We start from the raw sequence: 14,731 nt of genomic DNA, 5'->3' as shown, positions 1-14,731 counted from the left end.
TTGCACGGTATGCGCTGTTGCCGCATGGCAGGGTGTAACCATGGCGCTCATCGAGGCACGATCCCTCGGCAAGACCTACGGAAAGACCCGTGCGGTCAACGATCTGTCATTCGTGGTGCGCCCCGGAAGCGTGACCGGATTCCTGGGTCCCAACGGCTCCGGGAAGTCCACGACGATGCGACTCATGCTCGGCTTGGATCGTGGCGACGGAACGACAACGTTCGACGGCTTGCCCTTCGCCGCGTTGGAGCATCCGATGCGGCATGTGGGGGCGCTGTTGGAAGCCAAACCCTTCCACCCCACCCGGCAGGCCCGTAATCACTTGCGGATGCTCGCAGCGTCCAACGGCATCAGCGATGCCCGCGTCGACGAGGTGCTCGAGCTGGTCGGTCTGCAGAGTGTCGCGCGCGGCAAACCCGGCAAGTTCAGTCTCGGTATGGGGCAGCGCCTCGGCATCGCCAGCGCTCTTCTGGGCGATCCGCACACGCTGATCCTCGACGAACCCAGCAACGGTCTCGATCCTCAAGGCATTCAGTGGTTGCGCACGCTGCTCAAACACCTGGCGGCCGAGGGGCGATCCGTGTTCGTCTCCAGCCACCTGTTGCAGGAGATGGCGGTCCTCGCCGATGAGCTCGTCGTCATCGGGCGCGGCAAGATGCTGGCCAATGGCCCGGTGCAGGATTTCATCTCGCACAGTCGGCTCGGCTCCGTGGAGGTCCGAACACCCGACGGCACACTGCTCGAACCCGCGCTGGCAGCTCTCGGCGCGCAGATCGCTGTCGAGGACGGTGCGCTGATCGTCCGGGGCATCTCGGCCGAACAGATCGGCGACGCCGCACATACTGCCGGTGCGCGTCTCCACCAGCTGGCGACCAGGCAAGCGACGCTGGAGGAGGCTTTCCTCGAAGCTACCGGCCTGTCCGAGGAGTTCCGGGGAGGTGCCGCATGATCGACGCGCTGCGGTATGAGTACGTCCGGTTGCGCACGATTCGTTCGACGTACTGGTTGCTCGGCTTCGCCCTGCTGTTTCAGACCACGCTCTCGGTTGTGCTGGCGATCGTGATCGCGCGCTCCGACTCGTTCGACCAGGACCCTTTCGAGATCATCGCCACGATCGGTGCCTCAGCCGGTTTCGCGCCGCTGTTCATCGCGTACATCATCGGCATGATCGGAGTGTTCACCTTCGGCCACGAGTACCGCCACGGCATGATCCGGGCGACGCTGACCGCGGTGCCCAACCGCACTCACGTCTTCATGGCCAAGGTGATCTCCACGACGCTGGTGTCGATCTTTGCCTCGCTGCTGTGCATCGTCGTCGCGGTCATCACAGTGCTCGCATTTGGCCTGGACCGACCGGCGGCCGGCGACTTCGTCAACATGACAGTCGGCACGACGCTGTTCACGGTGCTGTTCTCGCTGTCGGGCCTGGCCTACGCCGCGATCACCCGCAACCAGACCGCCGCCGTCGCATTGCTGCTGCTGGTGCCGTCATTGGTCGAGACGATCATCCGGGCGATCATCCTCGCGATCAAGGGGGCGTCGGAAAATCCCGGCGAGGACGGCGGCATCGTCTCGCTGCTGCGATTCCTGCCGTATGACGCCGGAGGACGGCTCTACACCCGTGCATCGCTCGACGACCTGCTGTCGTTCCTCGGGTACACCCCGTTCGGGCCGGTGGGCGGTGGCACCGTGATGGCGGTGTTCGTCGGAGCGCTGCTGGTCATCGGGTATGCGCTGTTCCGACGACGGGACGCCTGAGTGAGATCTGAGCACCGCGACCGGCTGCGCGTCGCGGGGGTCGACGCCGCCGCCCTCGACGGCATCGGGTTCGAGCTGGTCACTGAGCGGTTGCCGCAGTGGTGGCATGACTGCGGCAATGCGTTGTACTTCGCCAAGGGCGCCAGGTTGCCCCAGCGAGTCATGGAGACTCTGGTGATGTTCCCGGTGCGGGATGTGCTGATCGTGATCGGCTCCGACCTCACCTGGTTGACTTCGCTGCTGGTGGGCGGCGACAACGCGGTGGTGTTCGTCGGGTCGAGCTGTGCCATCACGGCCGGGGAGATGTACTGCGGCGGCGATTCGCGCATCGTGCTGCAAGGGCAGGTGCTGGGTACCCGAAGCGCGATCCTCGACGCCCGCAACGGCGGGAGCATCGTGGCCGAACGCGATCAACTGTGGGCCGCCGATGTCTACATCGCGACAGATGACATGCACCGGCTCGAAGATGCCGAGACCGGCGAGCGAATCAACCCGTTCGGGGCCCACATCCGCCTCGGCCCGCATGTCTGGCTGTGCCGCGACGCCGTCCTGACCGGACATGTCGAGATTGGTGAAGGCTCCGTCGTCGGGATGCGCAGCATGGTGCGGGGACAGAAGATCCCATCGCGTTGTGTCGCCGCCGGATCGCCGGCCAGGATCGTCCGCGAAGGAGTTACCTGGAGTCACGACGACCTGCCCTGATCGGGTCTGGGAGAGTTCTGTCATGACTCTCACCCACAATGTCTACTTCGACGGCGGCGTCCAGAGCCTTGCGTACGACCGCGACGGAGCGACGTCGAGCATCGGCGTCATGGCCGCCGGCGAGTACCACTTCGGCACAGCGGCGCCCGAGCGTATGACGGTTGTCGACGGCGAACTCGTGGTGCTGCTGCCCGGCAGCTCCGACTGGGTAACGTGTGGGGCGGGCTCGTCGTTCGAGGTGCCGGGAGACAGCGGCTTCGATGTACGCGTGGTCGGTGCAGCCTCGTACCTGTGCCAATACCTGTGAACGGAGCGCTCTGATCCCAGCCGTTTCGTCGCCGGCCGCCACGTGACGCATGCCACATCGGCACGTACACTCGCCGCATGGGCCGGACCAACGATCTGGCGATGCCACCCGGTGCGGATCCGGCGGCACTGTCGAGATACCTCAACGCTGCGCACGATGCGTTCGTCGCGTCCGGCCGGGGCGATCCTGCCTTGCGCAGCCTGGTTCTCGACTCGTGGCGACGCAGCCTCGAAGGCGGTCTCGATCCCGAGCAGGCCATGGCCGAGATCCGGCTCGACGACGATCTGCTCGCCGATATCCGCGACTCGCACCCGTTGGCGGCCGGTATGCCGGTCATCCGCAAGTTGCTGGTCGAGAGCGCGGCCGACTCCGGGCTACTAGTCGCCGTCAGCGATGCGGCCGGGCGGTTGCTGTGGGTTGAGGGCGATGCGGCGCTGAGGGCGCGCGCCGAGAGTATGCACTTCTTGCCGGGAGCCGATTGGAGCGAGTCGAGTATCGGTACGAACGCTCCGGGGACGGCGCTCGCGCTCGACCGGCCGGTGCAGATATTCGGTGCCGAGCACCTGGCCAGGCAAGTCACGCCGTGGAGCTGTTCCGCCGCGCCGATCCACGATCCCGACACCGGGGCGATCCTCGGGGTGCTCGACCTGACCGGTGGCGACGAGGTCGCGACGCCCCAGACCCTGACGCTGGTGCGCGCTACGGTCGCTGCGGTCGAGGCCGAACTTCGGATCGAGCGTCTCGGCCCGCTGCGGCACGGCTCGGTCGCGGTGAGCGGCTGGACGACTCCGACCTTGGACGTTCTGGGTGGCCATGGCGCGACGTTGCGTCACGGTGCCACGACAACCCGCTTGAGCCTGAGGCACAGCGAGATGCTGTTCCTGCTGTGTGAATCCTCAGACGGTCTGACAACCGCTGAGTTGGGTGTGGGGCTGAGCGAAGAGGACCAGGCACAGGTCACGGTGCGCGCCGAATTGTCGCGCCTGCGCGGCGTCCTGGGCCCGATCGAGTTGGGTTCACGACCGTACCGGCTGGAGAGCACGGTCATGACCGACGTCTCTCAGGTGCGCGAGGACCTCGTGGCGGGGCGTCTGCGCCGGGCCGTGGCCAGATATCGCGGACCGATCCTGCCGAGTTCGGATGCACCCGGAATCGAATCGCTCCGCGAGGAACTCCACATGCACGTGCGATCGTGCCTGCTGGTGTGCGATGACGCCGACGCATTGCTGTCGTTCGCCGACACGGCGCATGGCCGTGACGACTTCGAGATCTGGGAGCGGGTGCTGTCGATCCTGCCCCGGACGTCGCCGCGTTACAGCCAGGTCGAGGCCCACGTAGCCAAGCTGGACGACCAACTAGGCGTATAAGCCTGGCCGTACCGTCAAACTGACCGTAGGTCGAGCGAAGCGAGACAAGCGCCCGGGCGAAGCCCGGCAGCGGCGGAGCCGCTGGAGCGGGGAGCGAAGCGAGCCGCGCGCTGCAACTGGGTTGCAACCCTCTCGTGACTAGCGTCACAGGCATCCCCTCATTGCCACAAGGAGTTGCCATGACTGTGTACGCCCAGCCAGGAACCGAAGGAAGCGTCGTCTCCTACAAGTCGCGCTACGACCACTGGATCGGCGGTGAGTACGTCGCACCGGTCAAGGGTCAGTACTTCGAGAACATCTCGCCGGTCAACGGCAAGGTCTTCTGCGAGGTGGCCCGCGGCACCGCGGAAGACATCGAAGCCGCGCTGGACGCCGCTCACGCAGCCGCCCCGGCCTGGGGCAAGACCTCGGTGACCGAACGCGCCAATATCCTCAACCAGATCGCCGACCGGATCGAGACGAATCTCGAGATGCTGGCTGTCGGCGAGACGTGGGACAACGGCAAGCCGGTCCGCGAATGCATGGCCGCCGATCTTCCGCTCGTGGTCGACCACTTCCGCTACTTCGCAGGTGCGATTCGGGCCCAAGAGGGCGCGCTGTCGCAGTTGGACGACAACACCGTGGCCTATCACTTCCACGAGCCGCTGGGCGTTGTCGGCCAGATCATCCCGTGGAACTTCCCGCTGCTCATGGCGACGTGGAAACTCGCCCCGGCACTCGCGGCCGGAAACGCCGTCGTGCTCAAGCCCGCCGAGCAGACCCCGGCCTCGATCATGTTGCTGATCGAGCTGATCGGTGACCTGTTGCCCGCCGGTGTGCTCAACATCGTCAACGGCTTCGGCGTCGAGGCCGGTGCCCCGCTCGCGTCGAGCTCGCGCATCCGCAAGATCGCGTTCACGGGTGAGACCACGACCGGACGACTCATCGCGCAGTACGCGAGCCAGAACCTGATTCCCGCGACGTTGGAACTCGGCGGCAAGAGCCCGAACATCTTCTTCGAGGACGTTGCCAGCAAGGACGATGCGTTCTACGACAAGGCGCTCGAAGGCTTCGCGATGTTCGCGCTCAACCAGGGCGAGGTCTGCACGTGCCCGAGTCGTGGCCTGATCCAGAACTCGATCCTCGAACAGTTCCTGCCCGCAGCGACCGAGCGGGTCAAGGCGATCAAGCAGGGAAATCCGCTCGACACCGACACCATGATCGGCGCGCAGGCCAGCAACGACCAGCTCGAGAAGATCCTGTCGTACTTCGAGATCGGCGTGCAAGAAGGTGCACGGATCATCACCGGCGGCGAGCGGGTCGACCTCGGGGGTGACCTGTCGGGCGGCTACTACGTCGCGCCGACGATCTTCCAGGGCAATAACAAGATGCGGATCTTCCAAGAGGAGATCTTCGGCCCCGTCGTCTCGGTCACGGGCTTCGACGACTACGCCGACGCGATCGACATCGCCAACGACACGCTGTACGGCCTCGGTGCCGGTGTCTGGTCGCGTGATGCGAACACCGCCTATCGGGCCGGCCGCGATATCCAGGCCGGACGGGTGTGGACCAACTGCTATCACCAGTACCCCGCGCACGCGGCGTTCGGTGGCTACAAGTCGTCGGGCATCGGACGCGAGAACCACAAGATGATGCTCGATCACTACCAGCAGACCAAGAACCTGTTGGTGTCGTACGACGAGAACAAACTCGGATTCTTCTGAGGATGTGGACACATGAGTGTTGATCGCGTGGCGATAACGCCGGAGGCCGCGGAACTTCTCCGCGGCCTCCGGGCCTCGCACGCCAAGCCGTTGATGTTCCACCAGTCGGGTGGCTGTTGCGACGGCTCGGCGCCCATGTGCTTCACGCAGGGCACCTTCCTCACAGGACATCAGGACGTCCATCTGGGCGATCTGGAGTACGGCGCTGAGGAAGTCGCGCCGGTGTGGATCTCGCGTGAGCAGTTCAACTACTGGTCGCACACCCACATCACGATCGACGTCGTTCCGGGACGGGGTGCCGGGTTCTCGATCGAGGGGCCGACCGGCAACCGCTTCATCATCCGTTCGCGCATCTTCACCGAGGAGGAGACCGCCGAACTGGCGACGCAGGACGCGCTCTGACGGCATCGTGAAAAACTCTGGCACATATCTCGTCATGTTCGAGTAGGTGAGCACTCTCTTTCGGTAGACGTACGCGGCACCCAGCCGTGTTCTCCCCGAATAGCCGAGGTTTCTTCATCGTGCGTGCCCCCACTCGCAGGACCCTACGCGCGGCCGTTTTGGCCGTGCTGGCACCCGCAGTCGCATTGTCCGGACTCGCGGCGCTCAACTCTCCGGCCAGCGCCGCTGCGCAGCTCGACGGGCAGACGCCCGCCACGGCGGCCGCGTCCTGCTGGGAGATCAAGCAGACCACGCCGTCATCGCCCGACGGCGTCTACTGGATCCTGACCCCACAGCTGAAGGTCCCGACCCAGATCTACTGCGATCAGAGCACCGATGGCGGCGGCTGGGCACTGGTGGGCCGCGGCCGCAATGGCTGGTCAATGGCCTACAACGGCAATGCCACTCCTGCCCAGGTCGCGAGTCCGGTCACGGGGCAGGCGGCATTCGCGCCCAAGCAGCTCGATTCGGCGGTTGTCAACGCGCTCTTGGGCGGTAAGCGTTTCGACGATCCGATGTTCGGCGACGGAGTGCGTATTCGTCGCGCGACCAACACGGCGGGCACCGAATGGCAGGAGACCCGCTGGACCTACCGGGCCAACTCGCGTGATCGCTGGAACTGGTCGTTCGGTGCGGGCTTCCCGCTGGCGTCGGTCAACATCGGCGGCTCGACCGGAAGCAATCTGACGACGTACGAGTTCGGCGCGGACTCCGCCTACAAGCGTCTGTGGACGTACGAGAGTTCGCGCAACAATTATGTGCGCGGTTTCAACTTCGGCCAGTACGGCTACGGCACGACTGACCCCGACAGCTATATCTACTCCTCGGCGAACAACGGCTTCTACGGCACGCCGTTCAGCCAGGTCTTCATCCGGCCCAAGATCATGTCGGACGATCTGGACTTCGCCTCGATCCCCGACGCGGGCACCGCGGCGGAGACGATCCGCGCGGTACCCAAGAACGGTTCATTGGCCTCGACGTGGGGAGTCAGCGGAATCGGCAACGGCGGTTCGAGTGAGAATGCCTCGGAGGTGCAGGCCTTCGCCCAGATCGGCAACACGATGTACGTCGGCGGCAACTTCACGACGGTGCAAAAAGGTGCTGCCGCGACCGGCACGGACAAGGTCGCCCAGGCATATCTGGCGGCGTTCGATGCCACGACCGGTGAGTTCATCCGCTCGTTCACGCCGCAGCTCAACAGCCACGTCAAGGCGTTGAAGGCGCTGCCGGGTGGCCGACTCGCGGTCGGTGGAGAGTTCACCCAGGCCGACGGCACGGCCAGATCTGGCTTGGTCGTCGTCAATGCGACGACGGGGCGGTTGGATCCGACCTGGACCACGAATCTGCAGAACAACTCGACCGGCGGCGCCGTGTCGGTGCGCGGGCTCGACACGGACGGCACCTACCTGTACCTGACCGGCGCCTTCACCCACTTCGTCAAGCCCGGCACGACAACCCGCTATGCCAAGGGTGGCGCGCGTGTCCTGATCTCGACCGGAGTCGCGGACAACAACTGGAATCCGGAGTTCAACGGCACCGGCACGGCGCTCGACGTCAGCGAGGACAAGACCCGGGTCTACTTCGCGGGCTATTTCACGACCGCGCGTGGCGGCACGGTCGCCGACCGAGCCGCGGCATTCACGACGCAGGCCGGCGCGCCACGGGTCACGCCCACCTGGCAGCCGACGTTCAGCACGGCCGGTTCGGCGCGCTACCAGCAGGCCATCGGTCAGGTGGGATCGAAGGTGTGGCTGGGCGGCTCGCAGCACAGCATGTTCTCGTACAACACCTCGACGTTCGCGCTGGAGAACAAGCACATCACCAAGGCCGGAGGGGACGTCCAGGCCATCACAGCAGGCAATGGGCTCGTATTCGCCGGCTGCCACTGTGAGAACTGGAACTATTCCGACACGGCGGCCTACGACTCGACCAGTCCCGGTTCGACCAACGTCACATGGACACAGGCCGACAAGGTCTACTACGTCGCGGCCCACGACGCCGTGACGGGCGACCTGGCGCAGGAGTGGACCCCTGAGATGCGGGCCCGTGGCGGACGCGGTGTCTGGGCCTTGCAGGTGGCTGACGACGGCACACTCTGGGCCGGCGGAACTTTGACCTCGTCGGTCAAGGAGAACGGCCAGAACGGATGGGTCGGCGGATTCGTCCGCTATGCCCCTCGCCCCCATACGGCTCCCTCAGGTGTCAGCAAGGTCAAGGCGGAGCTGGACGGAACCGACGCCAAGCTGAGCTTCGACTCCTCGGCGAACGGGTCGGTCACCTACGAGATCTTGCGCAATGACCGGGTTGTCGCAGTGACGACGTCGAAGGAGGCCACGGTTCCTGGATCATCTGCCTCCGACAGGTTCTTCGTCCGTGTCGCCGATGCATGGGGCAACCGCTCGGCATCGTCCGCCTCGGTCACGCCGACCGTCAAAGTCGCCACGACAACCCTGATGTCTGCCGCCAGCACGTGGCGCTACTACTTCAGCAACGCGGCAACTGTGCCGAATGACTGGAAGAGCGCGATCTTCGACGACGCGTCCTGGAAGAGCGGCACAGCGCCGCTGGGCTTCGGTGCCGGACCGTTCACGACCGACATCGACGTCCCCGCAGGCGAGAGCCGAGCCGTCACGTCGTACTACCGCAACACATTCGAAGTACTTCCCGGCTCGAAGTTCGGGACCGTCACGTTGACCACCCGCGCCGACGATGCGATCGCGGTTCACGTCAACGGGACCGAGGTGGGGCGTGCCAATCTGCCGAGCGGCGCATTGACGCCCACGACATATGCGCAGAGCTCGCCGCGGACCGCGACGGCGCTGGCATCGCCGACCACGTTCACGATCCCGGTGTCGGCCCTCAAGATCGGGGTCAACCAGATCGCGGTCGAGGTGCACTCGATGTACAAAGCCACCCCCGATTCGAGCATGGACGCCAGCATCGTGGCCGAGGTCGGCGACAGTGCGCCGCAGCCGGCCAGCACCACGACGCCATTGATCAAGCAGGGTGCGACCTGGTCGTATCTGTTCAACAACGCCACGACCGTGCCGACCGACTGGACGACCTCGGAGGCAGCGACCGCCAACTGGTTGACCGGCCCAGCCGGTTTCGGCTGGGGGACCGGCCCGATTGCCACCAATATCGACGTCGCATCAGGCACGACCAGGGCTTTGACCTCGTACTACCGCAAGTCATTCGGCGTCACGGGGGCTGCGGCGGTTCAGCAGCTGACGCTCGTGACCCGAGCAGACGACGGCATCGCGGTCTACGTCAACGGTGTGGAGGTGGGGCGTGCCAATCTGCCGGGCGGCACCCTGACCCCGACCACGTATGCCACGTCGGCCGTCTCGACGTCCGCCGCGATCAGCAATCCGGTCACGTTCGACGTCCCGCCGAATCTGCTGCGTGAGGGCGCGAACAGCATCGCCGTCGAGGTGCACTCCAACTACCGGTCGACGCCGAACACGAGCATGGACCTGACGCTGACCGCGAAGTCATGACCGAACTGACCGAGGCCACGGGTGCCCGAGCCGCCTACGCTGCACTTGCGCGCGCGCAGAAGAGCGGGGCCGGCGTTCCGTGGTACATGCGTGTGGTCAATCGCCGCATCGGACGGCTCATCGCGGCCTGTGCGGCCCAGACCAGAGCAACGCCGAATCATATGACGGCGGCCAGCTTCATCGCCTTCTTGGCTGGAGCCGGGCTGCTGGTCGGCACCGAACCAGGCGCCGCGATGGCGGTCGGATCCATGCTGTTGCTCCAGTTGGGATTTGCCTTCGACTCCGCGGACGGTCAGCTCGCACGGCTGCGCGGCACCGGATCGGCGGCCGGCGAATGGCTCGACCACGTTGTGGATTCGGGCCGGCACCTGCTGTTCCATCTCGCGGTGCTCGTCGGACTGTATCGCTTCACCGACGTCGCGGACGCGGTGCTGTTGATCCCGCTCGGCTTCGCGCTCGTGTCGACGGTGCGGTTCTTCGCGCAGATCCTGGCCGAACAGCTCGCGCGTCGTGATCCGATCGCCGGCCCTGAGTCCGTGCCACGGTTCGGGGTGTGGATCCAGGCCCCCGCAGACACCGGCCTGCTCAACCTCGTGGTGCTGTTGTGGCCGTTGACAACCGGTTTCGTATGGGTCTACGGCATCATGGCTGCTCTGAACGGTCTGCTTCTCGCAGCGACGTTGCTGCGTCGCTATCGTGAGCTGGCTGCGTTGCACAAGGGGGAGTGATGTCCACTCAGGTCAGCACGCGCGATGTCGACGAAGTCGTCGACGGACCAGGCGAGGCGCTTCCCGCCTGGCCGGTGCTGACCCTGCTGTGGGGATTCCCGGTCTTCTGGCTGCTCGGCGCGACGGTCATCACAGGGGTGCTGCTGACGCTCGTCATGCTGTCGTACCTCGTGCACTACGCCGCGGTGCGGTTCGTCCCGGGAGCGTATGCCTACATCGCCTTCGTCGCCTGGGTCATCCCTTGCGGCTTGATGATCGACTCGGGTTCGCGCATGCTCGGATTCGCGTACCGGTATTCGATCCTGATGATCGTGGCCACCGCCTTCATCTACACGCTCAGCGCGGGCCGCCTGCTCAGCCGACGCAAGATCGTCAACGCCTTGACGTTCGTGTGGTTCTTCACGATCTGCGGCGGTCTGCTGGGCCTGGTACTTCCCCGGGTGCGGCTCTCGACACCGGTCGGGATGCTGATGCCGAAGTCGCTGACGAGCAATGAGTACGTCCACGACCTGTTCTTCCCGCCCTTCGCCGAGATCCAGCAGCCCTTCGGTGCGCCCGGCGACCTGCTGCGACCGTCAGCTCCTTTTCCGTACGCCAACAGCTGGGGCGTCGCGATCGTGCTGCTCTCGCCGGTGGCTGTGGCCTGCTTCCTGCAGACCAAGTCATTGGTGCTGCGTATCGCGATCGTGATCGGCATGGGGGCGATGATCCCCCCGGCGATGGCGACGTCCAATCGGGCGATGTTCGCCGGCCTCGGGCTCGCCGCGGTGTACGTCGTGATTCGGATGGCGCTGCGCAACCGGGCCGCCCCGGTGCTCACGATCGGGGTGCTGGGCCTGATCGGCGGCCTGGTGCTGGTCGGCAACGGTTTGTTGTCCCAGATCGAAGAACGGCAATCGTACGGGAGCTCGTCGGAGACCCGATTCTCGCTGTACCGCGAAACCATCGACCGAACGTTGGACTCGCCGGTACTGGGCTTCGGCGCTCCGCGACCGTCCTTCGACAACATCGTTTCGGTGGGCACGCAAGGCTATTTCTGGACGTTGATGTTCAGTTTTGGGTTCGTGGGTCTCGCACTGTTCCTGACCTTCCTGTGGGGCACCACGGTCCGCACGTGGAGGGCCGAGGGTGATATCGACCTCGTACTCCACAGCGTCCTGATCGTGACGTGCCTGATCATCTTCGTCTACGGTCTGGACGTCATGCAGTTGCTGACCGTCATGCTGGTCGCAGCGGTGCTGCTGCGCCGGCGGTACGGGCTCGACACGACCGATGCCAGTGCCTGAGTCACCGCCGCGGGGTATCGCTTGGGCCGGGGCGGTCAATCTGGTCGGGGGCGTCTCCGGTTCGTTGATCGGTCTGCTGTTGGCGGGTCTGGTCGGCCGTCAGCTCGGCACCGAGGGAGCAGGAACGTACTTCCTGGTCGTCGCGGTCTTCATGATCGTCTCGAACGTCGCCGAACTTGGTGCCGATACCGGACTGGTGCGGTTCGTCGCAGCTGCCCGGGCCACCGACCGCCTGATCGACGTGCCCCACCTGGTGCGGATCGCGATCCGTCCGGTCCTGCTGTGCGGGGTGATGGTGGTCGTGGCCGTGACTGCCGCGGCGATAGCGGGACCGAACCTGATCGACGGACTGACGCCGACGTTCATCGTGATCGGTGCCGTCCTCGCCGTCCTGGGGTCGCTGAATGCCGTCATGGTCTCGGTCTCGCGCGGCTTCGGCGACGTCCTGACCTATCCGCTGCTGCAGAACATCACTCTGCCGGGGCTCCGGCTCGTCGGAGTGGCCGTCGTATTGGCTGCCGGTGGGGGTGTCACGGCGGTACTCACGGCGTGGATGCTGCCCGTCGTGGTCGTGCTGGCGGCTGCCACGATCATCGCGATCAAGCTGATATCCCAGGCGGCCAGATCGAAGACGAGGTCCACTTCGGTCGAGGAACAGCGACATCTGTCAGGTCAGTTCTGGGGATTCAGTGCCGCCCGAGGTGTCGCGGCGGCAGTCGAGATATTGCTCGAATGGGCCGACGTTCTCCTGGTCGGTGTGATGACATCGCCCCGTGAGGCCGGCATCTACGCCGTGGTCACCCGATGCGCGCGGGCCAGCGAGGTTATTCACACGGCTGTCCGGATCGCCGTCGGCCCGCAGATCGCCGCGGCAATGGCGCGCAAGGCCTATGACGAGGCCAAGCAGATCTACGGGCTCACGACGGCCGCGATGATCTGGATGGGGTGGCCGTTCTTCATCGTCCTGGCTGTGTTCGGCGATGCCGTGTTGTCGGTGTTCGGCCCGGGGTTCTCCGACGGTGCGGTCTCCTTGGGCGTCCTGAGTATCGCGATGGCGCTGGCCCTTGCGGCGGGCACGGTGCAGACGATCCTGCTGATGGGCGGTCGCAGCAGCTGGCAGCTGGCCGACAAGACGTTCGCGCTGGTCTTGAACGTCGGCCTCAACCTGGCGCTGATCCCGCTGTGGGGCATCGAGGGCGCGGCGTTGGCCTGGGCCGTCACGATCATCGTCGACACCGCGATCGTGGTCTACCAAGTGCAGAACCTGATGCACCTGCGACCCGACATGCGGTTGTTGGCGACAGCCGCGGCAGTCTCGCTGATCTTCGCCGGCGTGCCGGTCGTGGCGTCCCGGCTGATCTTCGGATCGTCGGTGCCGATCATGCTGATCACGACGGCGCTGGTTGCGGTTCTGTATCTGGCTGTCAGTTGGCCATTGAGGCAGCGGCTGGGTCTGACCGCGTTGCTGGCCCACCGGTCTTGACCGCAGCCCGGTGGGACTGGGTCAAGGACTCAGCGGTGGTGGGTCGTCTCGTGTGACGGGAACAGCGCCGTCAGCGCGATGTCGACACTCTTCGACTTCAGCAGGCCGCTGAAGCGCCGCAGCGCCACGGAGTCATCGGCCGTCGTGCGGGCCAGCAACAGCGAGTCCGAGCGGGTCGCGAGGGCGACCTTGTTGGCGTCCGAACTGAGATTTGTCGTGTCGATCACGATGATCTCGCCGGCCCAGGAGTTGCGCTTCTTCTCCGTGGGCCAACCGCGGCTGATTTTTCCTTCGTTGATCGCGCCGGCGTCGACGAATCGAGCCCGGCGGCCGCGCCGTTCCAAGGCATCGACGAGTTCTTGTCCCGGCGTGATGTCTCGTCCGGGGCTCTCTTCAGCGTCGACCATGATCGTGAACGGTTTTTCGGTACCGAGCTGGGCCGGGATCTTGAGCATGAAGGCCGCGATATCCCAGGTGTCGGCCCGGTTGGTGTCCTTGGTCCCGTCGAGCACGATTTGGTCGCCGATCGAATGAAGTCCTTCGACGCCACCGATCTCGGAATCTTCCTCCTTCTTGCGGAGCAGGGCCACGGGGATCGCGGCGAACAGGCCGAGCACCATTCCGGCAATGCCCAGCGGAACAGCACCGGGTGTCGACGGCGAGGTGGGGACCACCGCATTGCCGACGACCTGGCCGGGGTTGAGATCGAGATTGTTCAGATCGGCGAGCTTGCTGGCCAGCGAATCGGCCTGGACCCGCAGCGACTGCTGCGCGATCGCGGCTGAATTGGCCGGGCGCTTTGCCTGGACCTGGATCGCGGCGATCTGCTGTTTGGCCGCCGTCGCGAGCCGTTCGATCGCAGCGGCGGCTTCGTCGCGGCGGATCTGCAGATAGGCCTCGGCCACCGCGTCGGCGCCTGCGGCGGCCTGCTTGGCGGTGCCCGCGGAGAAGGTGATGTTCAAGATCAGCGAGTCGTCAGGTGAGGTCACGCTGGTCGAATCGGTGATCTTCGAGACGTTGATCGAGGGCCGAAGCGTCTTGGCAGCCGCAGTGGCGACCTTGCGTGACTTGGCGAGCCCGGCCTCGGTAGGCATGCTGACCGATTTGGCTGCGTCGACGGACGCTGCGAGCGGGCCGGCGTTCATGGGGTTGACCGACACGGTGCTGGTCGCGTCGTACTTCGCGGGGATCGCGAACGAGCCGAGCACGCCGAGGATCAGGCCTATGATCGCGCCGACGATCAAAATCGGCCAGCGGCGTTTGAGCGTGCTGACGATGTCGGTGAGCTGCACGGGCTGCGCTTCGGTGACCATCTTGAGGTGTCCTTGCATCTACTCAGGTCCCCCGGCGGGGACCTCTCACTGGAGGGAGTCCGTTCCACGACGTATATGACGGCGTGACGAAGTTTTATTTCATGAGGTCCCGGTCACATTTTTCTATCCACAGCCTTGATTTT

12 protein-coding genes are annotated in these 14,731 nt (G+C 65.4%); 11 read left to right on the top strand and 1 reads right to left on the bottom strand.

Annotation, left to right across the window (positions count from 1 at the left end):
- The first annotated feature begins 40 nt into the window (after nucleotides 1-40).
- The 11 genes from ACXJKC_RS11150 to ACXJKC_RS11100 all read left to right on the top strand — a co-directional run bounded on the left by ACXJKC_RS11150 (nucleotide 41) and on the right by ACXJKC_RS11100 (nucleotide 13,275).
- A complete protein-coding gene (locus ACXJKC_RS11150) occupies nucleotides 41-949 on the top strand; it encodes an ATP-binding cassette domain-containing protein (RefSeq protein ID WP_456696784.1) in 909 nt (302 codons plus the stop codon).
- Nucleotides 946-1,758: an ABC transporter permease gene (locus ACXJKC_RS11145; protein WP_456696783.1), complete on the top strand. Its 813-nt coding sequence runs from the start codon at nucleotides 946-948 to the stop codon at nucleotides 1,756-1,758. The genes ACXJKC_RS11150 and ACXJKC_RS11145 overlap by 4 nt, the downstream gene beginning before the upstream one ends.
- On the top strand, nucleotides 1,759-2,460 hold the full coding sequence (locus tag ACXJKC_RS11140; protein WP_456696782.1) for an acyltransferase: 702 nt from the start codon (nucleotides 1,759-1,761) through the stop codon (nucleotides 2,458-2,460). It begins immediately after the preceding gene.
- A 22-nt stretch (nucleotides 2,461-2,482) separates the two neighbouring features.
- Nucleotides 2,483-2,767 (top strand): pyrimidine/purine nucleoside phosphorylase, encoded by a 285-nt coding sequence (gene ppnP, locus ACXJKC_RS11135; RefSeq protein ID WP_456696781.1) that lies wholly within the window; start codon nucleotides 2,483-2,485, stop codon nucleotides 2,765-2,767.
- Nucleotides 2,768-2,844: 77 nt separating this feature from the next.
- Nucleotides 2,845-4,134, top strand: a complete 1,290-nt coding sequence (locus tag ACXJKC_RS11130; RefSeq protein WP_456696780.1) for a GAF domain-containing protein — start codon at nucleotides 2,845-2,847, stop codon at nucleotides 4,132-4,134.
- 179 nt (nucleotides 4,135-4,313) lie between these two features.
- Nucleotides 4,314-5,837 (top strand): aldehyde dehydrogenase, encoded by a 1,524-nt coding sequence (adh, locus tag ACXJKC_RS11125; RefSeq protein ID WP_456696779.1) that lies wholly within the window; start codon nucleotides 4,314-4,316, stop codon nucleotides 5,835-5,837.
- 12 nt (nucleotides 5,838-5,849) lie between these two features.
- Complete coding sequence (locus tag ACXJKC_RS11120) at nucleotides 5,850-6,239, top strand: DUF779 domain-containing protein (RefSeq protein ID WP_456696778.1); 390 nt, start codon at nucleotides 5,850-5,852, stop codon at nucleotides 6,237-6,239.
- Nucleotides 6,240-6,358: 119 nt separating this feature from the next.
- A complete protein-coding gene (locus ACXJKC_RS11115; RefSeq protein ID WP_456696777.1) occupies nucleotides 6,359-9,778 on the top strand; it encodes a fibrinogen-like YCDxxxxGGGW domain-containing protein in 3,420 nt (1,139 codons plus the stop codon).
- Nucleotides 9,775-10,506 (top strand): CDP-alcohol phosphatidyltransferase family protein, encoded by a 732-nt coding sequence (locus ACXJKC_RS11110; RefSeq protein ID WP_456696776.1) that lies wholly within the window; start codon nucleotides 9,775-9,777, stop codon nucleotides 10,504-10,506. The genes ACXJKC_RS11115 and ACXJKC_RS11110 overlap by 4 nt, the downstream gene beginning before the upstream one ends.
- A complete protein-coding gene (locus ACXJKC_RS11105) occupies nucleotides 10,506-11,792 on the top strand; it encodes an O-antigen ligase family protein (protein WP_456696775.1) in 1,287 nt (428 codons plus the stop codon). The genes ACXJKC_RS11110 and ACXJKC_RS11105 overlap by 1 nt, the downstream gene beginning before the upstream one ends.
- On the top strand, nucleotides 11,779-13,275 hold the full coding sequence (locus ACXJKC_RS11100; RefSeq protein ID WP_456696774.1) for an oligosaccharide flippase family protein: 1,497 nt from the start codon (nucleotides 11,779-11,781) through the stop codon (nucleotides 13,273-13,275). The genes ACXJKC_RS11105 and ACXJKC_RS11100 overlap by 14 nt, the downstream gene beginning before the upstream one ends.
- A 29-nt stretch (nucleotides 13,276-13,304) precedes the next feature.
- Here ACXJKC_RS11100 and ACXJKC_RS11095 read toward each other — a convergent pair whose 3' ends face one another.
- A complete protein-coding gene (locus ACXJKC_RS11095) occupies nucleotides 13,305-14,588 on the bottom strand; it encodes a Wzz/FepE/Etk N-terminal domain-containing protein (RefSeq protein WP_456696773.1) in 1,284 nt (427 codons plus the stop codon).
- Nucleotides 14,589-14,731 lie beyond the last annotated feature (143 nt).

It is taken from the genome of Aeromicrobium sp. P5_D10, assembly GCF_054049535.1.
The sequence above is the reverse complement of the archived record's forward strand: the minus strand, read 5'-3'. Positions and strand labels throughout refer to the sequence as shown.

What these genes read in the sequence shown, in the direction of transcription:
- ACXJKC_RS11150 (WP_456696784.1), top strand. Translation starts at nt 41, where the DNA reads ATGGCGCTCATCGAGGCACGATCCCTCGGCAAGACCTACGGAAAGACC.
- ACXJKC_RS11145 (WP_456696783.1), top strand. Translation starts at nt 946, where the DNA reads ATGATCGACGCGCTGCGGTATGAGTACGTCCGGTTGCGCACGATTCGT.
- ppnP (WP_456696781.1), top strand. Translation starts at nt 2,483, where the DNA reads ATGACTCTCACCCACAATGTCTACTTCGACGGCGGCGTCCAGAGCCTT.
- ACXJKC_RS11130 (WP_456696780.1), top strand. Translation starts at nt 2,845, where the DNA reads ATGGGCCGGACCAACGATCTGGCGATGCCACCCGGTGCGGATCCGGCG.
- adh (WP_456696779.1), top strand. Translation starts at nt 4,314, where the DNA reads ATGACTGTGTACGCCCAGCCAGGAACCGAAGGAAGCGTCGTCTCCTAC.
- ACXJKC_RS11120 (WP_456696778.1), top strand. Translation starts at nt 5,850, where the DNA reads ATGAGTGTTGATCGCGTGGCGATAACGCCGGAGGCCGCGGAACTTCTC.
- ACXJKC_RS11110 (WP_456696776.1), top strand. Translation starts at nt 9,775, where the DNA reads ATGACCGAACTGACCGAGGCCACGGGTGCCCGAGCCGCCTACGCTGCA.
- ACXJKC_RS11105 (WP_456696775.1), top strand. Translation starts at nt 10,506, where the DNA reads ATGTCCACTCAGGTCAGCACGCGCGATGTCGACGAAGTCGTCGACGGA.
- ACXJKC_RS11100 (WP_456696774.1), top strand. Translation starts at nt 11,779, where the DNA reads ATGCCAGTGCCTGAGTCACCGCCGCGGGGTATCGCTTGGGCCGGGGCG.
- ACXJKC_RS11095 (WP_456696773.1), bottom strand. Translation starts at nt 14,588, where the DNA reads ATGGTCACCGAAGCGCAGCCCGTGCAGCTCACCGACATCGTCAGCACG.